The 24493-nt window shown below is 71.8% G+C and carries 24 protein-coding genes and 1 riboswitch; of the genes, 17 read left to right on the top strand and 7 right to left on the bottom strand.

The annotated features are described in order from the left end of the window. Positions 1 to 153 precede the first annotated feature (153 nt). Both ACIOD1_RS28215 and ACIOD1_RS28210 read left to right on the top strand, forming a co-directional pair. On the top strand, positions 154 to 708 hold the full coding sequence (locus ACIOD1_RS28215; RefSeq protein WP_365623093.1) for an NADAR family protein: 555 nt from the start codon (positions 154 to 156) through the stop codon (positions 706 to 708). Positions 709 to 779: 71 nt separating this feature from the next. Continuing rightward, on the top strand, positions 780 to 1175 hold the full coding sequence (locus tag ACIOD1_RS28210; RefSeq protein ID WP_401905372.1) for an NUDIX hydrolase: 396 nt from the start codon (positions 780 to 782) through the stop codon (positions 1173 to 1175). Between the two features lie 91 nt (positions 1176 to 1266). Here the strand turns inward: ACIOD1_RS28210 and ACIOD1_RS28205 are convergent, their stop codons facing one another. Further along, positions 1267 to 1989 (bottom strand): DUF4190 domain-containing protein, encoded by a 723-nt coding sequence (locus ACIOD1_RS28205; protein ID WP_365623097.1) that lies wholly within the window; start codon positions 1987 to 1989, stop codon positions 1267 to 1269. A gap of 110 nt (positions 1990 to 2099) precedes the next feature. On the opposite strand from ACIOD1_RS28205, the gene ACIOD1_RS28200 reads away from it, so the two are divergent. The 5 genes from ACIOD1_RS28200 to ACIOD1_RS28180 all read left to right on the top strand — a co-directional run bounded on the left by ACIOD1_RS28200 (position 2100) and on the right by ACIOD1_RS28180 (position 7138). Beyond that, complete coding sequence (locus ACIOD1_RS28200) at positions 2100 to 3125, top strand: adenosine deaminase (RefSeq protein WP_365623099.1); 1026 nt, start codon at positions 2100 to 2102, stop codon at positions 3123 to 3125. Positions 3126 to 3162: 37 nt separating this feature from the next. After that, on the top strand, positions 3163 to 3852 hold the full coding sequence (locus ACIOD1_RS28195) for a glycerophosphodiester phosphodiesterase (RefSeq protein ID WP_365623100.1): 690 nt from the start codon (positions 3163 to 3165) through the stop codon (positions 3850 to 3852). Positions 3853 to 3938: 86 nt separating this feature from the next. Further along, positions 3939 to 5048: a sensor histidine kinase gene (locus tag ACIOD1_RS28190; RefSeq protein ID WP_401905445.1), complete on the top strand. Its 1110-nt coding sequence runs from the start codon at positions 3939 to 3941 to the stop codon at positions 5046 to 5048. Then, positions 5045 to 5728, top strand: coding sequence for a response regulator (locus ACIOD1_RS28185; RefSeq protein ID WP_401905367.1), 684 nt, complete (start codon positions 5045 to 5047; stop codon positions 5726 to 5728). The genes ACIOD1_RS28190 and ACIOD1_RS28185 overlap by 4 nt, the downstream gene beginning before the upstream one ends. A 150-nt stretch (positions 5729 to 5878) precedes the next feature. Beyond that, on the top strand, positions 5879 to 7138 hold the full coding sequence (locus ACIOD1_RS28180) for a serine hydrolase domain-containing protein (protein WP_401905364.1): 1260 nt from the start codon (positions 5879 to 5881) through the stop codon (positions 7136 to 7138). Positions 7139 to 7167: 29 nt separating this feature from the next. Here the strand turns inward: ACIOD1_RS28180 and ACIOD1_RS28175 are convergent, their stop codons facing one another. From ACIOD1_RS28175 to ACIOD1_RS28165, 3 genes are all read right to left on the bottom strand, one after another. Next, complete coding sequence (locus ACIOD1_RS28175; protein WP_365623102.1) at positions 7168 to 7632, bottom strand: hypothetical protein; 465 nt, start codon at positions 7630 to 7632, stop codon at positions 7168 to 7170. A 78-nt stretch (positions 7633 to 7710) separates the two neighbouring features. Further along, entirely contained in the window at positions 7711 to 8889 is a 1179-nt protein-coding gene (locus tag ACIOD1_RS28170) for a spermidine/putrescine ABC transporter substrate-binding protein (protein ID WP_401905361.1), read from the bottom strand. Positions 8890 to 9002: 113 nt separating this feature from the next. Further along, on the bottom strand, positions 9003 to 10442 hold the full coding sequence (locus tag ACIOD1_RS28165; protein ID WP_365623250.1) for a gamma-aminobutyraldehyde dehydrogenase: 1440 nt from the start codon (positions 10440 to 10442) through the stop codon (positions 9003 to 9005). 170 nt (positions 10443 to 10612) lie between these two features. Here ACIOD1_RS28165 and ACIOD1_RS28160 point away from each other — a divergent pair, with 170 nt between their 5' ends. From ACIOD1_RS28160 to ACIOD1_RS28115, 10 genes are all read left to right on the top strand, one after another. Then, positions 10613 to 11116: an Lrp/AsnC family transcriptional regulator gene (locus ACIOD1_RS28160; protein WP_365623252.1), complete on the top strand. Its 504-nt coding sequence runs from the start codon at positions 10613 to 10615 to the stop codon at positions 11114 to 11116. Next, on the top strand, positions 11101 to 12480 hold the full coding sequence (locus tag ACIOD1_RS28155) for an aspartate aminotransferase family protein (RefSeq protein WP_365623104.1): 1380 nt from the start codon (positions 11101 to 11103) through the stop codon (positions 12478 to 12480). The genes ACIOD1_RS28160 and ACIOD1_RS28155 overlap by 16 nt, the downstream gene beginning before the upstream one ends. Positions 12481 to 12673: 193 nt before the next feature. Then, positions 12674 to 13426, top strand: coding sequence for an ATP-binding cassette domain-containing protein (locus tag ACIOD1_RS28150; RefSeq protein WP_365623105.1), 753 nt, complete (start codon positions 12674 to 12676; stop codon positions 13424 to 13426). After that, complete coding sequence (locus ACIOD1_RS28145; protein WP_365623106.1) at positions 13408 to 14493, top strand: hypothetical protein; 1086 nt, start codon at positions 13408 to 13410, stop codon at positions 14491 to 14493. The genes ACIOD1_RS28150 and ACIOD1_RS28145 overlap by 19 nt, the downstream gene beginning before the upstream one ends. 26 nt (positions 14494 to 14519) lie before the next feature. Further along, on the top strand, positions 14520 to 15623 hold the full coding sequence (locus ACIOD1_RS28140; RefSeq protein ID WP_365623107.1) for an LOG family protein: 1104 nt from the start codon (positions 14520 to 14522) through the stop codon (positions 15621 to 15623). Positions 15624 to 15702: 79 nt separating this feature from the next. Continuing rightward, entirely contained in the window at positions 15703 to 16608 is a 906-nt protein-coding gene (locus tag ACIOD1_RS28135) for a hypothetical protein (RefSeq protein ID WP_401905356.1), read from the top strand. Between the two features lie 94 nt (positions 16609 to 16702). Further along, a complete protein-coding gene (locus tag ACIOD1_RS28130; protein ID WP_365623109.1) occupies positions 16703 to 17311 on the top strand; it encodes a hypothetical protein in 609 nt (202 codons plus the stop codon). A gap of 90 nt (positions 17312 to 17401) precedes the next feature. Then, complete coding sequence (locus ACIOD1_RS28125) at positions 17402 to 17656, top strand: ferredoxin (RefSeq protein WP_365623110.1); 255 nt, start codon at positions 17402 to 17404, stop codon at positions 17654 to 17656. After that, positions 17646 to 19040 carry an FAD-dependent oxidoreductase gene (locus ACIOD1_RS28120; protein WP_365623111.1) on the top strand — a complete coding sequence of 465 codons (1395 nt, stop codon included), beginning with the start codon at positions 17646 to 17648 and terminating at the stop codon, positions 19038 to 19040. Before ACIOD1_RS28125 ends, ACIOD1_RS28120 begins: the two co-directional genes overlap by 11 nt. 49 nt (positions 19041 to 19089) lie before the next feature. Further along, positions 19090 to 20340 (top strand): cytochrome P450, encoded by a 1251-nt coding sequence (locus tag ACIOD1_RS28115; protein ID WP_365623112.1) that lies wholly within the window; start codon positions 19090 to 19092, stop codon positions 20338 to 20340. A gap of 45 nt (positions 20341 to 20385) precedes the next feature. Here ACIOD1_RS28115 and ACIOD1_RS28110 read toward each other — a convergent pair whose 3' ends face one another. The 3 genes from ACIOD1_RS28110 to ACIOD1_RS28100 are packed head-to-tail and all read right to left on the bottom strand — an operon-like array spanning position 20386 to position 24211. Then, positions 20386 to 21438, bottom strand: a complete 1053-nt coding sequence (locus ACIOD1_RS28110; protein ID WP_365623113.1) for an ABC transporter ATP-binding protein — start codon at positions 21436 to 21438, stop codon at positions 20386 to 20388. Next, positions 21438 to 23054 (bottom strand): iron ABC transporter permease, encoded by a 1617-nt coding sequence (locus ACIOD1_RS28105; protein WP_365623254.1) that lies wholly within the window; start codon positions 23052 to 23054, stop codon positions 21438 to 21440. Before ACIOD1_RS28105 ends, ACIOD1_RS28110 begins: the two co-directional genes overlap by 1 nt. Positions 23055 to 23110: 56 nt before the next feature. Beyond that, positions 23111 to 24211, bottom strand: a complete 1101-nt coding sequence (locus ACIOD1_RS28100; RefSeq protein WP_401905351.1) for a thiamine ABC transporter substrate binding subunit — start codon at positions 24209 to 24211, stop codon at positions 23111 to 23113. 86 nt (positions 24212 to 24297) lie between these two features. Further along, positions 24298 to 24404, bottom strand: a riboswitch (TPP riboswitch). Positions 24405 to 24493: the final 89 nt, after the last annotated feature.

The following is a 24493-nucleotide window of genomic DNA, read 5'->3' as shown; positions in this document are numbered from 1 at the left end:
TCGAATTGAGTGCCGATCCTGGCAGAGGCATAGGCCCCAGCCAAGGGATTCCGTTGTTGCCTTTTGATTACGCGACGGAATCGGTCGACCATGTGTCGAGGCTCGCACGAAATCCCGTACGAAGTGTCAGTGGTGGCTGCCAGACTCGCGTGCATGGAGCTGATCGAGGCGTTGATCGGGCAGGTCAACCGTGGTGAACGGGTGAAGTACCTGCCCTTCTGGGGGCACCGGCCGAAGGCCGACGGGACGCTCGGACCGAGCTGCATGAGCCAGTGGTGGCCGTCCGCGTTCACTGTGGGTGACGACCGCTACGCGACGGCCGAGCACTGGATGATGGCCGGCAAGGCACGACTGTTCGGGGACCCGGAGGCCGAGCGCGCGGCCCTGGAGGCGCCGAGTCCGGCGCAGGCGAAGCGGGCCGGGCGGCTCGTGCGCGGCTTCCGGGACGAGGTGTGGGAGCGGGAGCGGTTCGCGCTGGTCGTGGAGGGCAGCGTGCACAAGTTCGGCTCGGATCCGGCCCTGCGGTCCTACCTGCTCGGTACGGGCTCGCGGGTGCTGGTCGAGGCGAGCCCCCTGGACCGGATCTGGGGCATAGGCCTCGCCGCCGACGACGAGCGCGCCCTGGACCCGGCGCGCTGGCAAGGGCTGAACCTGTTGGGCTTCGCCCTGATGGAGGCCCGCGAGCGGCTGCGCGAGCAGACCGCGTGAGCCCCGGGGGCGGGGAGGGCGCCGGAGGTCCGGACGACTCCGGGTCGCGGCCCCGGGAGCGGCGCCGGCGCGTGGCGGCCGTCATCGTGCGCGAGGGGCGGGTCCTGATGGTCCGCGAGCGCGGCAGGGGCCCCTCCGGGCTCCACGACGGGGCCTCGTACTGGACCCTGCCGGGCGGAGGGGTGGAGCCCGGGGAGGACCTGGAGGCCGCGGTGCGGCGGGAGGTCGCCGAGGAGACCGGGCTGCGGGCCCTGGAGGTGCGCTTCGCCTACGAGGCGCCCTATCCCTCGGGGTGGACCTCCTGCTTCCGGGTGGAGGTCGCGCCCGGGGAGCCGCGGCTCGGGGTGGACCCGGAGTTGGAGTGCGACTGTCCGCGGATGGTGGGGCTCGTCTGGGTGCCGGTGGCGCGCGACGCGGTGGACGGGTCGTACATGGTGGCGACCCTCTTGTCGGCCGTCCCCGCCTGATCCGATCCGTCGGGCCGGGCCCGGGCCCGGCCCTCGCCGGGCTGGGCGGGCCGGCGCGGCGCCCGGTTCCGGGTCGTGGGTGAGCGCCGGGTCAGACCCTTTCGCGGGGCTGGTCGTCGACCCGGGAGATCGAGGGCGGGCCGTCGTCGTCGTGGGTGTCGTCGAGCGAGGAGCCGTAGAACACGAGCAGCGTCGTGACGGCGCCCAGCATCAGTCCGACCGAGCCGACGATCATGCCGGCCACGGCCATGCCACCGTTCGTCGCCTCGCCGCGGTTGACCCGGCGTTGGCCCAGGGCGCCGAAGACGATCGCCGCGATGCCGAGGGCGACGGAGCCGACCATCAGGACGCAGCCGACCACCGAGATGATGCCGAGCACGAGGGCGGTGATCCCGAAGCCGTTGCGGGCGGGGTACGGGGACGCCGGGTGGCCGGGGTAGCCCGGATAGCCCGGGTACCCCACGAAGCCGGGATGGCCTCCGGTCTGGAACCCGGGCGGTACCCCGGGACCGCCCGGGTACCCGTACCCGGCCGGATCGGGCTGCGCGGGGTAGCCGTAGGCGGGGGTTCCCGCCGGGCCGGGCGCGGGCGCCGGTATCGGGGGCGGCCCGTACGGCGGGGCGGCGGGAGCGGGGCCCGGGGCGGGCTGCGCGGCCGGGAGGCCCGTGACCGTCTGCTGCTCGTGCGCGGGCGCGGCGCCCGGCGGCCCCCACGTGCCGGGCGCGGCCGGGGCGGGTCCGGTCTTGCCCAGGTCCACCGCCGGCTGCTCGGGCGGCGCCCACGGGTCCCTCGGCTCGGGGCTCTGGTCGGTCATACGGCGCCCCCCTCTCGTACGGCCATGCTAAGCGGTGCCACCGACAGGCTCCGGGCTCTGCCTACGATGAAGCCGACCTGACCGCACCCGTGTCCCACCGGAGGCAATCCATGCCCGACCTGCACCCCTTCATCGCGGGGCTGCCCAAGGCCGAACTGCACGTCCACCACGTCGGCTCCGCCTCCCCCCGCATCGTGGCCGAACTCGCCTCCCGCCACCCCGACTCGAAGGTCCCCACCGACCCCGAGGCGCTGGCCGACTACTTCACCTTCACCGACTTCGCGCACTTCATCGACGTCTACCTCTCGGTCGTCGACCTGGTCCGCACCCCCGACGACGTGCGCACCCTCACCTACGAAGTGGCCCGCGACATGGCGCGGCAGAACATCCGCTACGCCGAACTCACCATCACCCCCTACTCCTCCACCCGCCGGGGCATCGAGGAGAAGGCCTTCATGGCCGCCATCGAGGACGCCCGCCTGGCCGCCGAGTCCGAACTCGGCGTGATCCTGCGCTGGTGCTTCGACATCCCCGGCGAGGCCGGCCTGGAAGCCGCCGCCGAGACCGCCCGCCTCGCCGTGGACCTGCGTCCGGCGGGCCTGGTCTCCTTCGGTCTGGGCGGCCCCGAGATCGGTGTCCCGCGCCCCCAGTTCAAGCCCTACTTCGACGCGGCCCGCGCCGCCGGCCTGCACAGCGTGCCGCACGCCGGCGAGACGACCGGCCCGGAGACGGTCTGGGACGCCATCCGGGAGCTGGGCGCCGAGCGCATCGGCCACGGCACCAGCTCCACCCGGGATCCTGAGCTCCTGGCCTACCTCGCCGAGCACCGCATCGCGCTGGAGGTCTGCCCGACCTCCAACCTGGCCACCCGCGCGGTCGCGAACCTCGACGAGCACCCCGTCAAGGAGATGGTGGCGGCCGGCGTGCTCGTCACCATCAACAGCGACGACCCGCCGATGTTCGGCTCGGACCTCAACAACGAGTACGCGGTCGCCGCCCGCCTCCTCGACCTCGACGAGCGCGGGCTCGCGCAGCTGGCCAAGAACGCGGTCGAGGCCTCCTTCCTGGACCCGGCCGGCAAGGCGGCGCTCACCGCCGAGATCGACGCCTACACCGAGGGCTGGTTGGCGCGCTGATCACCCGTCGGTGACCTCGTCCCCCGAGAATGGGGGCATGAGCACCCTTACCGTCGTCGGCCACCGCGGCGACGCCTACCGAGTCCGTGAGAACACCCTCGCCTCCGTCCGCTCCGCCTTCGCCCTCGGGGCGGACGCGGTGGAGGTCGACGTCCGGTTGACCCGCGACGGAGTGCCGGTCCTGCTCCACGACGAGGACCTCCGGCGCCTGTGGGGCTACGACGTGCGCCTGGACGAGGTCACCGCCGCGCAGCTCAAGGAGCTGACGGAGGGCGGTGTCCCGACCCTGCGGCAGGCGCTGGCGGAGGCCGGGGCCGGTCGGCTGATGCTCGACCTGCCGGGGGCGACGACCGAGTCCGCGCGCGCCGTCGTCGGCCTCGTGCGGGAGTGCGGGGCCCGCGAGCGCACGTACTACTGCGCCGGGCCGAGCGCCATGCTCGCGGTCCGCGCCGCCGACCCGGGCGCCGAGATCGCGCTGACCTGGACCACGCTGAACCCGCCGCGCCGGGTGCTCGTCGACGCGCTGGGGCCGCGCTGGCTCAACTACCGCTTCGGGCTGGTCACCCGCGAGTTGACGGACGCCCTGCACGACGAGGGGCTGCTGGTGTCGGCCTGGACCGCGGACACCAAGCGCTCGATGCGGGCGATGATCGCCGCGGGGGCGGACGCCGTGACCACCAACCGCGTCGACACGCTGGTGGCGGTGCGGGCCGAGGCCGGACGGTGATACGCGCCCTGGCCGGGCGCGTCCGCGGGGCGGACCCGCGGTGGCGGGACCTCGGGCTGACCCTGCTGGTGCAGCTTGCCGTCACCATGCCGTTCGTCGTGCCCCGGCCCGCCGACCTGCCCGCCGCCACCTGGGCCTCGTACGGGATGACCACCCTCGCCGTGCTCCCGCTCGTCTGGCGGCGCCGGGCCCCGGTGCTGACCCTGGCCGCGGTGCTCGCCGCGGGCGGGGCTTACCAGGTGGCCTTCGAGGGTCCGGGGCAGCCCCTTCCGTACGCGGGGCTCATCGCCTTCTACACCGTCGCCCTGTCGTGCCCCGCCCGGATCCGCGTCGGGGTGGGCATCGCCGCGTCGGGGGTGGTCGCCCTGTCGGTGGCATGGGACACCGGGACACCGCGGGAGCTGCTCTTCGTCCTCTTCGTCTCGGGCGCGGCCTACGCCCTGGGCCGGCTCCAACACACCCGGCAGGCCTACACCGAGGCCGTCGAGGCGCGGGCGGCGCAACTGGAGCGGGCGAACCGGTTCGAGGCCGAGCAGGCGGCGGCGCGGGAGCGGGCCCGCATCGCGCGGGAGATGCACGACGTCCTCTCGCACGCCGTCAGCATCATGATCGTGCAGGCCGAGGCCGGTCCGGTGGCGGTGCGCCGGGCCCCCGCGCGGGCCGAGGCCGCCTTCGAGGCGATCGCGGAGACGGGTCGGGACGCGATGGCGCAGTTGCGCACGATGCTGGGGGTGCTGCGCACGGACGAGGAGCCGGCCCCCCGGACGCCGCAGCCCGGGATCGCGGGGGTGCCGGCGCTCCTGGACCGGGTGCGGGCGAGCGGGACGCGCGTGTCGTACGCGCGGGCGGGCGAGGTGCGCGAACTGCCGGCCGCGTTGGAGGCGACGGTGCACCGGGTGGTGCAGGAGGCGTTGACGAACATGGTGCGGCACGCGGGAGCCTCGCGGGTGGCGGTACGTCTGGAGTACGGGCCGGACGCGCTCACGGTGACAGTGACGGACGACGGGCGGGGGCCCGCGCCGGGGCGGGGGCCGGCGTCGGGGCGGGGGCCGGCGTCGGGCGGACACGGGCTGATCGGGATCCGCGAGCGGGCGGCGGCGCACAACGGGACGGCGCTGACCGGCCCGGGGCCGGGCGGGGTCGGCTACGCGTTGCGGGTGGTCCTTGTAACCTCGCCGCTGGAGGTGGGGAGTTGACGATCCGTGTGGTGGTGGCCGACGACCAGGAACTGGTGCGCAGCGGGTTCGCGATGATCCTGGACGCCCAGGAGGACATCGAGGTCGTGGCGGAGGTCGGGGACGGGGCGGCGGCGGTGGAGGCCGTGGCCCGGCTGGCTCCGGACGTGGCGCTGCTGGACGTGCGGATGCCGGTGCTGGACGGGATCGAGGCCTGCCGGAGGATCGCGGCGGGCGGCGGCTGTCGGACGGTGATGCTGACGACCTTCGACTCGGACGAGTACGTGTACGAGGCGCTGCACGCGGGGGCGAGCGGGTTCCTGCTGAAGGACGTGCGGCGGGACGACCTGGTGCACGCGGTACGGGTGGTGGCGGAGGGCGAGTCCCTGTTGGCGCCTTCGGTGACACGGCGGCTGATCGAGGAGTACACGGCGGCCACGGCCGGGCCGCCCGCGGCGGCGCGGGAGCTGTCGGCGCGCCGGCTGGAGGTGCTGACGGTCCGGGAGCGGGAGACGTTGCTGCACTTGGGACGGGGGTCGTCGAACGCGGAGATCGCGGTCGCTCTGACGGTCAGCGAGCACACGGTGAAGTCGCACGTGGGCAACGTGCTGGCGAAGCTGGGGCTGCGGGACCGGATCCAGGCGGTGATCTGCGCGTACGAGACGGGTCTGATCGCCGCGGGTACTCCCTCTGGAAAGTGAGGGGGCGGCGTGTCGCCTCCCCCGCGCCGGCGAGTTGTCGTACCGGTAAAGACCCCTCTTGACGGTGATCCGCAAGCACCCCTGTGACCGGCAACATTGCGGTCATCGGGGCGGTGGGCCCCGCGGACCGCACACAGGGGGATCACCACCATGAAGGCTCGCACCCGCACGTGGATCGCCGCCGCCGCTCTGGTTCTGGGAGTCGTCACCGGACCGGTGGCGGTCGCCGCGGCCGCTCCGTCGCCGGCGCCCGTCTCGATCGGCGTCGCCCCGCCCGTCTTCTCCTCCCCACCCGACGCCCGGGCCCTGCGCGACGCGATCGCGGGCGTGGGGGCTCACGACGAGCGCGCCACGGCGGCTCTGGTCCGGGTCGGCGGGACGAGCGGCGGGTGGCACGGCCATGCCGGTGTCACGGACATCCGCAAGGGACGCGAGGCGATCGAGGACGGCCGGTTCCGGGCCGGTTCGGTGACGAAGACCTTCACGGCGGCGGTGGTGCTCCAGCTGGCCGACGAGGGCCGGCTGGACCTGGACCGGCCGGTGCAGGAGTACCTGCCGGGGCTGTTGCCCGGTGGCGAGGGAGGCTTCCTGCCCATCAAGGTAAAGGAGTTGCTGAACTACACGAGCGGCTTGCGGTCCCCCGACGGGCCGGGTGACGCCGCCTCGGGGGACGCGTCGGGTGATGCCTTCTCCGACGCGTACGCCCACCGCTTCGACGTGGTGGACCCGCACGCCTTGATCGCCGACGCGGCGGCCCAAGGGCCCGCCTTCGACCCCGGCACAATGCAGGACTACGGCAACATCCATTACACGGTCCTGGGCCTGTTGATCGAGAAGGTGACGGGCACGACGTACGAGAAGGCCGTGGCCGCGCGGATCCTCAAGCCGCTGGGCCTGCGCCACACCTCGTTCCCGGCGCGGACCCAGACCTGGATCGCGGGTCCGCACAACCGCGGCTACCAGGCGGTGCGTCAGGCCGACGGGAGCAGCTCGCCGGTCGACGTGACGGAGTGGAACTCGACACCCAACTGGGCGTCCGGGGACCTCATATCGACGACGGCCGATCTGGAGCGTTTCACCGTGGCGCTGTTCGGCGGGGAGGTGGTGCCGAAGCCCCTGCTGGAGGAGATGTTCACCGTGCCCGAGGTGTCGATCTACCAGCCGAACGTCCCTTTGGACCAGCAGGACGGACCTCCGGCGGACCAGACGGCCGGCTTGAAGAGGTTCGTGCTGCCCGGGGGGAAGGTGGCCTGGGGGAAGACCGGTGGGCGTTACGGCTACAACACCGTCATCGGCGCCACCCGCGACCTGTCCCGAACCCTCGTCTACTCGGTGAACTCCACCGATGCCAAGGGGCGGGAGATGAACGAGGTGGCCCAGGCCATTGTCCTGGCGGCCTTCGCCGAGTAGCGGGGCACTCCCCGAGGAGCGGGGCCGACTCAGGCCGGCAGGGCTTCCAGGCGCTTGATCATGCGTCGCAGGATCAGCAGCGGGATCACTCCGAAGACGCCGAATGAGATGTCGATCAGCGACCACCCGACGGGGATGCCCCGGAGGGGGCCGCAGATGAGGGCCAGCGGGACGATCCCGGCGCAGGCGACCATGCCGGCTTCGACGATCCAGATGTTGCGTACCGGGTCGCGGTGGACGCCGTAGAAGAAGACGGCGATCACCAGGTGGGCGAAGGCGAGCCAGTCGGTGCCGTAGAGGAGGAAGGGGTACTCGGCGTCGGCCCGGTCGAGCCCGTCGCCCACCCGCCGCAACCAGTCGTTGGAGACCAGCGTGTTGAGCCAGTGCACTTCGCCGACCAGGGGAAAGGCGGTGAGTCCGCTCAGTACGAGGCAGACGAGGAACAGGGCAAGCCAGGCACGGATCCGCCGCAGGAGGGCGCTTCTCTCGCTCATGGAGGGAAGCGTACGCCGAGGAACTGAACACGTTCAGCCAATTCTCTGAACATGTTCAGTTCTGTGTCCGGACCGTGATCACAACCCGACGATGGCGTTCCAACGCTTGGCGAAGGACTGCCGCTCGGCCGAGGAGATGTCCCGGGCCACGACGAGGTGCTCGCGCATGTCGTCGTCGGGGAAGATCAGGGGGTTCTCCGCCAGTTCGGCGGTCTCCTTGTCCGGGGAGGCGGCCAAGACCTCGCGGGCGGCCGGCACCGGGCAGACGTAGTTGACGGCGGCGGCCAGCTCGGCGGCGACGGCGGGGTCGTAGTAGTAGTCGACGAGGGCCTCGGCATTCGCCTTGTGACGGGCCAGGTTGGGGATGAGCAGGCTCTCCGCCCAGAGTTCCGCGCCCTCTTCGGGAACGACGAACTCGATGTCGGGATTGTCGGCCTGGAGCTGGATGACGTCGCCCGAGTAGGCCTGGCAGGCCAGGACGTCGCCCTTGCTGAGGTCGGAGGTGTAGTCGTTCCCGGTGAAGCGGCGGATGTGCCTCTTCCTCACCATGCTCTCGACCTGGTCGCACATCCGGTGGAAGTCGGATTCGGTCCAGCGCGTGACGTCGACGCCGTTGCCCTGCATCAGCAGGGCGAAGGACTCGTCGAGCCCGGAGAAGAGGGTCACCTTCCCCGCGAGGTCCGGCTGCCACAGGTCCTTGACGGACTTGATCTCCCGGCCCAGGGCCTTGCGGTTGTAGGCGATGCCGGTGATGCCCGACTGCCAGGGCACGGTGTGCAGGCGGCCCTCGTCGAAGGCGGGGGAACGCAGCTGCGGGTCGAGGTTCCCGGCCACGTTGGACTGCTTCGAGCGGTCCATCTTCTGGGCCCAGCCCAGGTGGACGAAGCGGGCCGCCATCCAGTCGCTGACCACCACGAGGTCGTGACCCGTCGTCTGGTGGTTCATCAACGCCGGGCTGATCTTGCCGAAGAACTCGTCGTTGTCGTTGATCTCCTCGGTGTAGCGGACCTCGATGCCGGTCCGCTCGGTGAACGCCGCCAGCGTCGGCCGGCGCTCCTCGTCCTCCTCGTCGGTGTCGATGTAGAGCGGCCAGTTGGAGAAGGCGAGGCTTCGGTCCCGGCCGGAGAGGTCCTGGCCCTGGCGGCGCTCCTCCGGGACGTAGGCGGCGGGGACACCACAGCCGGCGAGGGCGGCCAGCAGGCCCGCGGCACCGAGGCCGCGCAGCGCCGCGCGGCGGGAGAAGGCGAGTTCAGGCATGGGCACAGCCTCGGACAACGCGAAGGGGCGGGCAATAGACAAGGTGTCTACTGCCCGCCCCTTCAAGGCCCTGCGGTGGTCAGTGCGCGGAGCACCTCACCGCCGCCGCCCGCTCAGCCGTCGAGCGAGGTCATCACGTGCTTGATGCGGGTGTAGTCCTCGAAGCCGTAGGCGGAGAGGTCCTTGCCGTAGCCGGACTTCTTGAAGCCGCCGTGGGGCATCTCGGCGACGAGCGGGATGTGGGTGTTGATCCACACGCAGCCGAAGTCGAGGTTCTTGGACATCCGCATGGCGCGGCCGTGGTTCTTGGTCCACACGGAGGAGGCGAGGGCGAACTCGACACCGTTCGCGTACTCCAGGGCCTGGGCCTCGTCGGTGAAGGACTGGACGGTGATGACGGGGCCGAAGACCTCGTTCTGGATGATCTCGTCGTCCTGCTTCAGGCCGGAGACCACGGTCGGGGCGTAGAAGTACCCCTTCTCACCGACCCGGTGGCCGCCCGCCTCGACCTTGGCGTGGGCGGGGAGGCGCTCGATGAAGCCCGCGACCTGCTTGAGCTGGTTGGGGTTGTTCAGCGGGCCGTACAGCACGTCCTCGTCGTCCGGCTGCCCGGTCTTGGTGTCCGTGGCGGCCTTGGCGAGCGCGGCCACGAACTCGTCGTGGATCGACTCGTGCACCAGCACACGGGTGGCGGCGGTGCAGTCCTGGCCGGCGTTGAAGTAGCCGGCGACCGCGATGTCCTCCACGGCCTTGGCCAGGTCGGCGTCCTCGAAGACCACGACGGGGGCCTTGCCGCCGAGCTCCAGGTGGACGCGCTTGACGTCCTTGGAGGCGCTCTCGGCGACCTGCATGCCCGCGCGCACCGAGCCGGTGATGGAGGCCATCGCCGGGGTGGAGTGCTCGACCATGGCCCTGCCGGTCTCGCGGTCGCCGCACACGACGTTGAAGACGCCCTTGGGCAGGATCGAGTCGATGATCTCGGCCATCAGCACGGTGGAGGCCGGGGTCGTGTCCGAGGGCTTCAGGACGACGGTGTTGCCCGCGGCGATCGCCGGGGCGAACTTCCAGACGGCCATCATCATCGGGTAGTTCCACGGCGCGACCTGGGCGCAGACGCCGACCGGCTCACGGCGGACGATCGAGGTCATGCCGTCCATGTACTCGCCGGCCGAGCGGCCCTCCAGCAGGCGGGCGGCGCCGGCGAAGAAGCGGATCTGGTCCACCATCGGCGGCAGCTCCTCGCTGGCCGTCAGGCCCAGCGGCTTGCCGGTGTTCTCCGACTCGGCGGCCACCAGCTCCTCCGCGCGCGCCTCGAAGGCGTCCGCGATCTTGAGCAGGGCCTTCTGCCGCTCGGAGGGGGTGGTGTCGCGCCAGCCCGGGAAGGCCGCGGCGGCCGCGGCCATGGCGGCGTCGACATCGGCCTGGCCGGACAGCGGGGCGGTCGCGTAGACCTCGCCGAGGGCGGGGTTGACCACGTCGGTGGTCCGCCCGTCGGCGGCGTCCTTGAACTCTCCGCCGATGTAGTTGCGCAGACGACGCAGTTCGGTGGTCACTACAGCCACTCTCCTGATCACATGTCCAACGATTGAGACAACCACTCAAGCCTAGCCCCTCGGCCGACGCTTTCGACAGAGCGGGACAGCCTGAACTACGAAATCCGTTCTCCCGGATCCCTCGAACAACGGATTTCATCGCTCAAGGGTTGCGGAACAGACGACTCCTCGTGCACAGTGAGGTCGTGGTCAGTCGAAGCGCAGATTCCAGGAACAGACAACCGTCCCCTTCGGTCGATGCTGTGTCCCTGGCGATCATCGAGCAACTGCAGGAGGACGGTCGCCGTCCCTATGCGTCGATCGGCAAGGCCGTCGGCCTGTCCGAGGCAGCCGTACGTCAGCGCGTCCAGAAGCTCCTCGACCAGGGCGTGATGCAGATCGTCGCCGTCACCGACCCGCTCACCGTGGGCCTGCGACGCCAGGCCATGGTCGGCATCAACGTCGAGGGCGACCTCGACCCGGTCGCCGACGCACTGACCAACATGGCCGAGTGCGAGTACGTCGTGATGACCGCGGGGTCCTTCGACCTCATGGTGGAGATCGTCTGCGAGGACGACGACCACCTGCTGGAGACGATCAACAAGAAGATCCGCACGCTCCCCGGCGTGCGATCAACCGAAAGCTTCGTTTACCTGAAGCTGAAGAAGCAGACCTACATGTGGGGAACCAGATAACCGTGAGCCAGGACCTCTCCAAGACCGCGTACGACCACCTGTGGATGCACTTCACCCGCATGTCGTCCTACGAGAACTCGCCCGTCCCCACCATCGTCCGGGGTGAGGGCACCTACATCTGGGACGACAAGGGCAAGCGCTACCTGGACGGCCTCGCGGGCCTGTTCGTGGTCAACGCCGGTCACGGCCGCAAGGAACTGGCCGAGGTCGCCTACAAGCAGGCGCAGCAACTCGCGTTCTTCCCCATCTGGTCGTACGCGCACCCCAAGGCCGTCGAGCTCGCCGAGCGCCTCGCCCACTACGCCCCCGGCGACCTGAACAAGGTCTTCTTCACCACGGGTGGCGGCGAGGCCGTCGAGACCGCCTGGAAGCTCGCCAAGCAGTACTTCAAGCTCCAGGGCAAGCACACCAAGTACAAGGTGATCTCCCGCGCGGTGGCCTACCACGGCACCCCGCAGGGCGCCCTGTCCATCACCGGTCTGCCGGCCCTGAAGGCCCCCTTCGAGCCGCTGGTCCCCGGCGCGCACAAGGTGGTCAACACCAACATCTACCGCGCCCCGATCCACGGAGACGACCCGGAGGCCTACGGCCGCTGGTGCGCCGACCAGATCGAGCAGGAGATCCTGTTCGAGGGCGCCGACACCGTCGCCGCCGTCTTCCTGGAGCCCGTACAGAACGCCGGTGGCTGCTTCCCGCCGCCGCCCGGGTACTTCCAGCGGGTGCGCGAGATCTGCGACGAGTACGACGTGCTCCTCGTCTCCGACGAGACGATCTGCGCCTTCGGCCGTCTGGGCACGATGTTCGCCTGTGACAAGTTCGACTACATCCCGGACATGATCACCTGCGCCAAGGGCATGACCTCGGGCTACTCCCCGATCGGTGCCTGCATCATCTCGGACCGCCTCGCGGAGCCCTTCTACAAGGGCGACAACACCTTCCTGCACGGCTACACCTTCGGCGGACACCCGGTGTCCTCCGCGGTGGCGCTGGCCAACCTCGACATCTTCGACAAGGAAGGCCTGAACCAGCACGTGCTGGATCAGGAGGGCAACTTCTTCAACACCCTGAAGAAGCTGCACGACCTTCCGATCGTCGGCGACGTCCGCGGCAACGGCTTCTTCTACGGCATCGAGCTCGTGAAGGACAAGGTCACCAAGGAGTCCTTCACGGACGAGGAGACGGAGCGCGTGCTCTACGGCTTCCTCTCCAAGGCGCTCTTCGAGAACGGCCTGTACTGCCGCGCCGACGACCGTGGCGACCCGGTCATCCAGCTGGCCCCGCCGCTGATCGCGGACCAGGGCACCTTCGACGAGATCGAGGGGATCCTGCGCTCGGTGCTCACCGAGGCGTGGACCAAGCTGTAGGCACAGCACTGAACGAGGCCCTTCCAGGCCTCGCGCACGTCCGACCAGACGGCCCGGATCCTCCGTTCGAGTGAGAACGTGGGGGTCCGGGCCGCGTGCTGTCACCATCCAAGACGTTCATCTCTTTACATCTCATTGCGGCGCCAGTGACCGAAAGGGCTCCGCTTCGTTCCCCCGGACGGAGGTGTACGCCATGGTGGCTCCGGACATTGCCCCACCCGACAGCGACGATGTCCTGTGGGCGCGGTCCCTTCACTACTCCCACAACGGTTCACCCGGCCTCATCGGAGTCTCAGCAGGAGTCCGCAAGGGCGAGATCGTGGCCGTCACCGGCCCGCGCGGCAGCGGGAAGACGACCCTGCTGCGCTGCCTCAACGGACAGCTCGTCCCCGAACAGGGCGAGGTCTCCTTCGCCGGCATCCCCGTCCACACCCTGAGCGCGGTGGCCCGCGATCGCCTGCGACGCGACCGCTTCGCCTGGATCGGGCCCGAGCCGCAGCTGCTGCCCGAACTCAAGGTCTGGGAGAACGCCGCCCTGCCCCTGCTGATCGCCGGGGTCCCCCACCGGGCCGCCCGCAACGCCGCCTGCGAATGGCTGGAGCGCCTCGACATCGGCGCCTTCGCCCGCAAGCGCCCCGGCGCCCTCACCCGCGGCGAGTCCCAGCGGGTCGCCCTCGCCCGGGCCCTGGCCGGACAGCCCGCGGTGCTCTTCGCCGACGAGCCCACGGCCCCGCTGCACCGCGCCGAGCGCGCGCTGCTGCTCCGTACGCTCACCACGGCCGCCCGCTCCCACGAGATCACCGTGCTCCTCGCCACCCACGACGAGGAGACCGCGGCCGCGGCCGACCGCAGCCTGCCCCTGCTCGACGGGCGCCCGGACACCTCCGAGGCCGCCGTTTCCCCCCGGACCACGGAGGACCAGGCAGCGTGCTCGCTCTCCGCCTAGCCCGCGGCTCCCGGCCCCTGGTCCAGGTGCGCCGGCTGCTCGTCGCCGCCGCCGCGGCCGGTACCGGATTCCTGCTGCTGTACGTCCTCGCGGAGGCGACGGCCCGGCCCGCCGGATCGTTCCCCCGCCTGTTGTGGGCCCTGGTGCCGCTGGCCGCCACCATCCACCTCGCCGTGGCGGTGGCCCGGACCGACCCGGCGACCCGCCCCCGCGAGGGGATGGACGCCGTCGGGCTCGGGCCCGTGGGCCTCGGTCTGGTCGCGGCCGTCTCCACCGCCGTGGCCTGCGCCCTCGGGGCCGCCCTGGCCCTGGCGGCGTTCCTGCACCTGCGCGGCGACCTCGCCGGGCTTCCCTTCGACGGCGCAGGAGCCCGGCTCCTGCACGCCGACCAGCCCCTTCCGGTGGCCGGCGCCCTCACCCTGCTGACCCTGATCCCCCTCACCGCCTCCGCGGCGACGGCCTTCGCGGTACGCCCCCGGCCCGCCCCCCGCACCGCCCCGTCCCCCCAGACGGGCGTGCCGTGGGGGGTGGCGCTCACCGCCAGCGGGCTCACCGTCGAGGCGTACGCCGGACCGGACGGCGCCGCCATGCCGGCCGGCTGGGCCCTGATCGTGGCCGGCCTCGCCCTCGCCGGTCCCGGACTGGCCTACGCCTGCGGAGCCCTGGTCCAGGCCGTCCGCCCGGGCGCGCTGCGGCTGCTGGCCGGGCGGGCCCTCCAGGAGGAGGCGCCCCGGCTCGGCCGGCCGCTCGGGGTGCTCTGCGCCATCGGCGCGGCGGCCCTGACCGCCGTGGCCCTGCGCGAGCGGGTCGGACCCCTCTCACCGCTGGGCCCGCTCACCGGGCCGGCCGCCGTCCTGGTGGCCCTGTGCGCGGCCGCGACGTTGCTCACATCCGCGGTCGAGGCCCGGCAGGAACGCTCCTCCGCCCGGGCCATGCTGCTTGACCTCGGCGCACCCGGAACGGTGCTGCGTACGGCGGCAACTCTGCGTGCTTCTGCCCTGCTCGCCGTGTGCGTACCCCTCAGCTGGGGTGTGGCGCAGCTGACGTCGCTGGCGCTGACCCGCTGACCGGATGAGCCCTTAGTGTGGGCCGAATGGTCAACGCAGACATCGAGATCGAGACGCTCGCCGAATTCGACCGCGTGGTCGCACGCGGTTCGCTGAGCGGCTACCGCGTCCAGTCCCTCAACCTGCTGGAGCGGACCTTCGCCCTGCTGTCCGCGGACACCTCCGCGGCGGTGTTCCTCGGCTGCGCCATGGAGCCGGACGCCTCGGTGAAGGTCCGCGCGGACGGCGCCCTCGTCTTCCCGCCGGTCCCCGACCTGCCGTTCGACCCCTACCGGGGACTGCTCTACTCGCCCGAGGACCTGTTCGCGGGCCTGGCCGACGGCTACGAGGCCACCCCGGACGCCCAGGCGTACGCCTGGTTCCAGGAGACTCAGGCCGACGGGGACGTCTACTCCTCGATGCTGCGCTCCCTCCACGACGACTCCGTCTCCGACGCCCTCGACGAGCACCTCGTCGGCGCCCGTGTGGTGGGGGTCATGGGCGGCCACGCCATGGTCCGGGGCCACGCCGACTACCGGGGCGCGGCCGAGCTGGGGCGGAGCCTGTCCCGGTCCGGGCTGACGGTGGCCACCGGTGGCGGCCCGGGCGCGATGGAGGCCGCCAACCTGGGCGCCTACCTGGCGCCCGCCCCGGACGAGGCCCTCGGCGAAGCCCTGGAGACACTGGCGAAGGCCCCCTCCTTCAGACCCTCGGTGTCCGAGTGGGCCCGCGCGGCCTTCGCCGTACGGGAGCGTTTCCCCGCCGGCGGGAACTCGGTCGGCATCCCGACCTGGTTCTACGGACACGAGCCGCCGAACGCCTTCGCCGGCTCGATCGCGAAGTACTTCGCGAACGCCACCCGCGAGGACGGGCTGCTGGCCCGGTGCGACGCGGGTGTGGTGTTCCTGCCGGGCGCCGCCGGCACGGTGCAGGAGATCTTCGACTGCGCGACGCCCAACTACTACTCCTCCCGGGGCGAGCCCAGGCCGATGGTCCTCGTCGACCGGGCGCACTGGACCGAGGAACTGCCCGCCTGGCCCCTCCTGCGGGCCCTGGCCCGGGGCCGGTCGATGGAGTCGCGCATCGCCCTGGTGGACTCCGTGGACGAGGTGCCCGCCGCGCTCGCGGCGATGGCCGCGGCAACCGGCTGACGCCGCGAGGCAACTTCGGGCCGCGTTCGCGCGTCTGGCAGAGGTACGCAGAACCTGCCAGACGTGAACGGAGCCCTCTGTGCTCATAGGCTTGCTGACCGCTGTCGCGGCGTCGATCTGCTACGGCACGGGATCCGTCCTGCAAGCCGTGGGATCACGTCGGGCCGCCCGGATGTCGCCGGCCGCCGCCGGGGTCACCGCGCACGGCGGACCGAATCTCACATCCACCGCCAAAGCCGCGATGACCTGGGAGTTCATCGTCGGCACCATCCTCGACTTCATCGGCTTCGGGCTCGGGGCGCTCGCCGCCCGGATGCTGCCGCTGTTCCTTTCCCAGACCGTCATCAGCGCCAACCTGGTCATCACGGCAGTGCTGAGCGTGAAGATGCTCGGCATCCGGCTGACGCGCAAGGAGTGGACCTCCATCGGGGTCGTCTGTGCGGCGCTGGTGCTGCTCGCCACGGCCGCCGGGCACGAGGGCGGCCACCACGCGCCGATGGCCACGCACTGGTGGCTGCTGGCCGTGACGGCGCTGATCATCTTCGGCGGCACCGTCGCCGTGCGCCTCCTCGGCGGCCGCGCCGCGATCCTGGCCGGTCTGCTGTCCGGCCTGGCCTTCGGCGCGCTCGGCGTCGGGGTGCGGATCCTCAACGGCGTAGAGCCCTTCGAGTTCGGCTCGCTGCTGGGCGACCCCGCCCTCTACGCGATCGTGCTCGCCGGCGCGGGCGGCATGTACCTGCACACCATCGCCCTCCAGATCGGCTCGGTCAACGGGGCCACCGCCGCCCTCGTGGTCGGCGAGACCGTCCTGCCCGGGGCGATCGGCGTGCTGTGGCTCGGCGACGCCTCCCGGCCGGGCCTGGCGTGGTTGGCCGTACTCGGCTTCGTGCTGGCCGTGACCGGCGCGGTGGCGGTGGCCTCGTTCGGCAACCACGAGGGCGCCGAAGCGGAGCGTTCCGAACCGGTCCCGGAGCCGGTGGGCTGACCTCCGGCCCGGCGGCGGCCGCGGGCCCGCTCCCGGTTCACCCCCACGGGTGCGCCGGGTGGCGGGGCCGCGGCCGCTGCCGCTTGCTGGATGGATGGAGACCACGACCGCTCGGATGGGTACGCCCCGCGCCGCCGGAGCGGCCGGGATCCTGTTCGCGCTGCTGCTGGCCGCGTCGATCGTCCTGATCCGCTACGCCGTCCCCGCCTCGGACCCGGCCCACGGCCCGGTGCCGTCCGACCGGCGGTGGGCCGTGCGCACGGCGTTGGAGATCGTGCCGTTCGCGGGGATCTTCTTCCTCTGGTTCATGGGCGCCCTGCGCGAGCACACCGGGGACGCCGAGGACCGGTTCTTCGCGACCGTCTTCCTGGGCAGCGGGTTCGTCTTCACCGCCACCATGTTCGTCGCGGGGGCCGCGGCCGGCACCGTCCTTCAGGAGGCCTCGCCGCCCACCGACTTCGGCCGTTCCTTCGCGTACACGATGCTGACGACGTACGCGATGCGCATGGCGGCCGTGTTCGTCCTGGCCACCTCGACCATCGGACGGCGCCTGGGCGTCTTCCCGCGCCCGCTCACCCTGCTCGGCTACGCGGTGGGGCTCGTCCTGATCCTGACCGGGTCCGCGGTTCCGTGGACCGAGCTGGTCTTCCCCGCCTGGGCTCTCGTCGTCAGCCTCTACATCCTGCGCGCGAGCAGGCACTGACCCTCCCGGCAGGCGGCCCCCGTCCGGCACGTGCATGCTGGAAATCGGGGGATCACGGGGGTGATCGGGCCACGGAAGGGCTGATGCCTCATGAGGCTTGTCGTCGACCTCAACCGCTGTCAGGGGTACGCGCAGTGCGCGTTCCTCGCACCCGAAGTGTTCGCCATGCACGGCGACGAGTCGCTGCTCTACGATCCGCAGGCCGATGACAGTCAGCGGGAGGACGTGGAACGCGCCGTCCACGCGTGCCCGGTCCGGGCCATCCTCGTGGACACCATGAACGGGTCGCTGTCGGGGCCGGGGGCCCCGGTCCTGTCCACACCGGAGGCGAGCCGTGAGCGGTGACACCTCCCTGGACCGGCTCAAGCGTGAGGGGCGCATCGTCGTCGTCGGGGCCTCCCTGGCGGGCCTGCGGGCCGCCGAGACCATGCGCGACGAGGGCTTCGCCGGGTCCCTGACGATGATCGGCGACGAGCCGTACGAACCGTACGACCGGCCTCCGCTGTCCAAGCAGGTGCTCCTTGGGAAGGCGACCGCCGAGCACACCCTGCTCCCCCGCCGTCGGGACATCGACGCGAAGTGGCGCCTGGGCGTGGCGGCGAACGGCCTCGACATGGCCGGGCGCAAGGTGCTCCTCGCCGACGGCGACGCGGTCGAGTACGACCGGCTCCTGATCGCCACCGGGGTCCGCGCCCGGCCCTGGCCGCACGAGGACCAGGCCGCCCTGGGCGGGGTCTTCATCCTGCGCACGCGCGACGACGCCGTGGGGCTGGAGCGCGCCTTGGCGGCCGGCCCGCGCCGGGTGTTGGTGATCGGGGCCGGATTCACCGGCTCGGAGATCGCCTCCGCCTGCCGCGAGCGCGACCTGGAGGTCACCGTGGCCGAACGCGGCGCGGCGCCCTTGGTCGGCGCCCTCGGCGGGGTGATCGGCGAGGTCGCGGCCGACATGCACCGCGAGCACGGGGTGGACCTGCGTACCGGGATCATGGTGACCGCCCTGGAGGGCGACTCCACCGGCCGGGTCCGCGCAGCCCAGTTGTCGGACGGCACCACGCTGGAGACGGACGTGGTCGTCGTCTCCCTCGGCGCGATGCGCAACACCGAATGGCTGGCCGGGTCCGGACTCGGCGCGGGTCCGCGCGGCATCGCCTGCGACGCGGGCTGCCGGGCCTTCGACGTCCGGGGCATCGTCACCGACGACATCTACGTGGCGGGTGACGTGGCACGTTCCCCGCACGCCCTGTTCGGCTACCAGTTCCTCTCCCTGGAGCACTGGGGCAACGCGGTCGCCCAGGCCGAGACGGCCGCGCACAACATGCTCAGCGAGAGCGTGGACCGGCGCCCCCACCTGTGGGTTCCGGCGTTCTGGTCGTCGCAGTTCGGCGTGAACATCAAATCGGTCGGGGTGCCCTCGATGGGCACCGAGATCCTCATCGCCCAGGGCTCGCGCGACGAGCGCAGGTTCACCGGCGTCTACGGCTATCAGGGCCGGGTCATCGGGGCGGTCACCTTCGACAACTGCCGCTGGCTGCAGTTCTACCAGCAGCAGATCGAGGAGACCGCGCCCTTCCCGCCGCCGTTCCCCACCATGGACCGGCGACCGGAGGGGAACAAGCCGCTGCCGGCGGACTTCCCGGACCCGTCGGTGCCCACGCACGGGCCGACCATCACGCTGAGCGGCTACTCACCCGCCGACCGGCGCATGACGTTCACCCCCGCGCGGCACTGAAATCCCGCGCCCGCCCACGCCCCGCCCCCGAGCCGCACGAGGACACGCCATGTCTCAAGACATCCTCCGGCAGATCATCGACTACTCCAGCCGGGCCGATCCGTACCCGCTGTACGAGGAGCTCCGCAAGAACCCGGTCTCGCAGGACGCGGACGGACCGTTCGTCGTCAGCACGTACTACGAGATCCGGAGCCTGCTGCACGACCCCCGGATCAGCTCCGACGCCCGCAACCTGGGCTCCACCGCCGGCGACCCGCTCGCCGAGGACTCCGGCGACGGGGAAGCGGCCCTGCCGCCGTCGTTCCTGCGGCTGGACCCGCCCGACCACGACCGGCTGCGCCGGATGACCAACCGCCCCTTCGGGCCGCCGCACGCCCCCCACCGGGTCTACGACATGCGCGGTGAGCTGGGCGGCATCGTGTCCGGCCTGATCGACGGGATCGTCGAGAACGGCGACCCGAACCACATCGACCTCGTCGAGGAGTTCTCGTACCCGTTCCCGGTGACGGTGATCTGCCGGCTGCTCGGGATACCGAGCGAGGACGAGCCCCGCTTCCATGTCTGGGCGGACGCCATCGCCGCGAGCCTGGACCCCGACCCGGACCGGGAGGCCGGCGCCGGTCGGAAGAACTCGCAGGACGCCCGGATGGAGCTCGGCATGTACCTGGCCGGGCTGATCGAGGAGCGCCGCAAGCACCCGGGCGAGGACATGCTCTCGCAACTGGCGACGGGCGACGGCCCGGACGGCGCCATGACCACCATGGAGGTGCTCAGCACGGCCGCGCTGCTGCTGATCGCCGGCCACGAGACCACCGTCAACCTGATCACCAACGGCATGCTCACGCTCATGCGCCACCCGGAGGTCCTGGAACGGCTGCGCAGCGAGCCGCGGCTGGCGGTGCCGCTGGTCGAGGAGCTGCTGCGCTACGAGCCCCCGGTGCAGTTGCTGCCACAGCGCACCACCCTCGCCGACATCGAGGTCCGCGGGGTGACCATCCCCAAGGGCGCCTCGATGTGGCTGATCCTGGCCTCGGGCAACCGGGACCCGAACCGCTTCGAGAACCCGGACCGCTTCGACCCCGACCGCCCCGACATCCAGCACCTGGGCCTGGGCACGGGGATCCACAGCTGCTTCGGCGCCCCGTTGGCCCGGCAGGAGGCACACATCGCGCTGAGCGAGCTGGCCCGCAGGCTGGAGAACCCGCGCCTGCTGGAGGACCCGCCCCCGTACCGGCAGAACGCGGTCCTGCGCGGCCCCCGCCACCTGCCGATCGCCGTGGACGGGATCCGCGCCGCCTGACCGCCCCGCGGTCGCCGTCCGACCGCCGCCCGACCGCCGCCGAGTTCAGGCGGCGGTGGGCAGCACCACCACCTCGGACGGGGCGAAGGCCACCGCCACCCGGTCCCCGACCGCCGGGGCGCCGGCCAACTCGCACTCGGCCTCCAGCTGCGGCCCCGACTCGGGCCGCAGCCGGAGCGCGACATGGGTGCCCCGGAAGGTGCGCGCGGTCACCTCGCAGCGCAGGCCGCCCTCCCCCGCCCCCAGCACGACCCCGGCCGGGCGGATCAACAGCCGCCGCTCCCCCGCGGGGGCGCCGGCCGGAACCGGGACCTTCCCCCACGGGGTGTCGGCGGCCCCGCCGGTCACCGTCGCCGGGACGACGTTCTCGAAACCGAGGAAGCGCGCCACGAACTCGGAGGCCGGCTTCTGCCACACCTCCAGCGGGGTCCCGGCCTGCGCGATCCGGCCGTCCCGCATGACCACGACCCGGTCGGCCAGCGCGAAGGCCTCGCCCTGGTCGTGGGTGACGGCCAGCACGGTGGTGCCGAGGCGGGTGAACAGCCCCTTCAGCTCGACCACCAGACGCTCGCGCAGGCCCCGGTCCAGCTGACCGAGGGGTTCGTCCAGCATGAGCAGCCGGGGCGAGGGGGCCAGGGCCCGGGCGAGGGCGACGCGCTGTTGCTCGCCGCCCGACAGGGAGGCCACGGCCCGGCCCCGGGCGCCCGGGAGCCCGACCAGCTCCAGCAGCTCGGCGACCCGGGCCTCGCGGACTGCCTTCCCGGGGGCCTTGCCGGAGCCGGATGAGCCCCGCATGCGCAGGCCGAAGGCGACGTTCCCGCCGACGTCCCGGTGCGGGAACAGCTGGTGGTCCTGGAACATCAGGCCGAGGCCCCGCCGGTGCACCGGCACCCCGGTCTGGTCGGCCCCGCCGAGCAGGACCCGCCCGGCGGACACCGGCTGGAGCCCGGCCACCACCCGCAGCAGGGTGGACTTGCCGCTGCCGCTGGGGCCCAGTACGCAGACGGTCTCGTGCTCGGCGACCTCCAGGTCGACCGCGTCCACGACCGCGCGGTCACCGAAGCGGACGGTGACCCCTTCGAGCTGGAGCAGGGTCATCAGAACTCTCCGGAGGTCTTGTCGGGGCGCAGGCGCTCCAGCACCAGCAGGGACGCCGCGCACACCAGCATCAGGATCGTGCTCAGGGCCATGGCCTGCCCGTAGTTCATCTCGCCGGCGCGCCCCAGCAGCCGGGCCACGGCCACCGGCAGCGTCGGACGGTCCGGCCGGGCGATGAACACGGTCGCGCCGAACTCGCCCAACGACACCGCGAAGGCGAAGCCGGCCGCGATCAGCACCGCCCTGCGCACCATCGGCAGGTCCACCTCGCGCCAGGCCCGCAGCGGGGAGGCGCCCAACACGGCGGCGGCCTCCCGCAGCCGTCCGTCCACCGCCCGCAGCACCGGCAGCATGGTCCGTACGACGAACGGCACCCCGACCAGCGCCTGGGCCAGCGGCACCAGGATCCAGGAGGTCCGCAGGTCCAACGGGGGCTTGTCCAGGGTGATCAGGAAGCCGAAGCCCACCGTCACGGCGGACACCCCGAGCGGCAGCATCAGCAGCGCGTCGAAGCCCCGGACGAAGCGGCCCGCGCGCCGGGTCAGCGCGGCGGCGGCGAGGCCGCCGATCAGCAGGGCGATGGCGGTGGCCACCAGCGCGTACCGCAGGGAGTTCCAGATGGCCTCCAGCGGCGGCACCAGGAAGGTTCCGCCCCCGGCGCCCGCGTCCTGGAGCGCCCGGTAGAAGCCGAGCCCGTACCCTCCGGGCGCGTCGAAGGAGCGCTCCACCAGCACCGCGAGGGGCGCCACGATCAGCAGGAGCACGGTGAGCAGGACCCCGCCGAGCAGCGTGCGCTGTGCCCACCCGCGCGGCCGGTGGGCGGTGTGCGCCGGGTCGACGAGCCGCAGGGCCCTCTCGCGCTTGCGGACGGTCCAGGCGTGGACGGCGAGGATCAGGCCCACGGCGGCGAACTGGATCATGGTCAGCACGGCGGCGGTCGGCAGGTCCAGCAGTTGCGCGGTCTGCCGGTAGACCTCCACCTCCAAGGTGGAGTACGCGGGCCCGCCGAGGATCTGCACGACGCCGAAGGAGGTGAAGGTGAACAGGAACACCATCAGCGAGGCGGCGGCCACGGCCGGTCCCAGCGCGGGCAGCGTCACCCGCCGCCAGGCCTCGAAGCGGCCGGCGCCCAGCACCCGGGCGGCCTCCTCCTGGCGCGGGTCGAGCTGCGCCCAGAGTCCCCCGACCGTCCTCACGACGACGGCGTAGTTGAAGAACACGTGCGCGAGCAGGATCGCCCAGACGGTGGTGTCCAGCCGGACGCCCCACAGCTCGTCGAGCAACCCGCCCCGCCCGACGAGGGCCAGGAAGGCCGTGCCGACGACCACGGTCGGCAGCACGAAGGGCACCGTGACCAGGGCGCGCAGCAGTTGCCTGCCCGGGAACTCGAAGCGGGCGAAGACGTACGCGCCCGGGAGGGCGATCAGCAGGGTCAGCACGGTGGAGGCGACCGCCTGCCAGGTCGTGAACCAGAGCACGTCGCCGATGTCGGGCCGGGCGAGGACCTCACCGATCCGGCCGAACTGCCAGCCCTCGTCGGTCTTCAGCCCGCGGCCGACAATGGCGGCCACAGGATAGGCGAAGAACAGCCCGAAGAAGGCGAGCGGCACGGCCATCAGGGCCAACCTGACGGCCGTGGCGCGCCCGCTCTCCTTCGGGGTGGTGTCGCGCACTACTTCACGACGAGCGGGGACCATGCCTTGACCCACTGCTCACGGTTCTTCGCGATGGTGTCGGGAGCGACCGTCTCCGGCTTCTCGATGACCACGCCGTGCTTCGTGAAGAGTTCCGGCAGCTTCGCGTCCTTCAGGACCGGGTTCACGAACATCTGGAGCGGCATGTCCTCCTGGAACTTCTTGCTCACCAGGAAGTCGAGCAGCGCCTTGCCGCCCTCCTCGTTCTTCGCGCCCTTGAGCAGGCCCGCGAACTCGACCTGGCGGAAGCAGGTCCCGGTGGAGACGCCCGTGGGGGCCTCGGCCGGCTGCGGCTCGCCGTAGAGGACCTCGACCGGCGGGCTGGAGGCGTAGGAGACGACCAGCGGGCGGTCGCCCTTGGCCTTCTTGCCGCCGGCGGAGCCGGAGAAGCGCTCGTTGTAGGCCTGCTCCCAGCCGTCGACGACCTCGACGCCGTTGGCCTTGAGCTTGGTCCAGTAGTCCTTCCAACCGTCCTCGCCGTACTTGCCGACGGAGGCGAGGAGGAAACCGAGGCCGGGCGAGGAGGTCGCCGCGTTCTCGGTGACGAGGAGGTTCTTGTACTCGGGCTTCAGCAGGTCGTCCAGCGTCTGCGGCGGGGCCAGCTTCTTGTCGGCGAAGTAGGCCTTGTCGTAGTTGACGCAGATGTCACCGGAGTCGATCGGGGTGACCCGGTGCTCCTTGTCGAGGACGTACTCGGGCTTGACGTCGGCCAGGCCCTTGGCCTCGTACGGGGTGAAGATCCCGTTGTCGAGGGCCCGCGAGAGCAGGGTGTTGTCCACGCCGAAGAAGACGTCGCCGCGCGGGGAGCCCTTGGTGAGGATCTCCTGGTTGAGCGCGGCGCCGGCGTCCCCGGACTTCAGCACCTTGACCGTGTAGCCGCTCTGCTTCTCGAAGTCCTTGAGGACCGCGTCGGTCACGTTGAAGGAGTCGTGCGAGACCAGCGTGATCGTCTTCGACTTCGGGGCGTCACTCGCCCCGGCCGCCTTGTCCTTGGCGTCCGTGCCGCCACATGCGCCGAGCGTGGTGACGCCGAGCGCGGCCGCGAGCACGGCGCCCGCGATCTTCTTGGTGGTGCTCACTGGTGAATTCCTCCTGGGATGACCAGGAGAAGACGCGGCCCCGCCCGGCGCTCTGTGGGAGCGGACGCCGGGCAGGGCGCAACAGCTTGAGTGAATGACCGAACTTCCTACCCCGAATGACCGGGGCGAGGTTCAGAGGGTCTGCGGTGACGGACCGCACTCTCAGCGCTGTGGCGCTCCCCTGTCGGAATATGAAATTGGTTCGGCCACAGGGTACCCCGTGGCCGAATGCGATCGGTCTTGACCGAAAGTCCGAGATCAGCGCCGGTGGCCCAGGTCGTC

The organism is Streptomyces sp. NPDC088097 (assembly GCF_044741845.1).
Classification (GTDB): Bacteria; Actinomycetota; Actinomycetes; order Streptomycetales; family Streptomycetaceae; genus Streptomyces.
The sequence above is the reverse complement of the archived record's forward strand: the minus strand, read 5'-3'. Positions and strand labels throughout refer to the sequence as shown.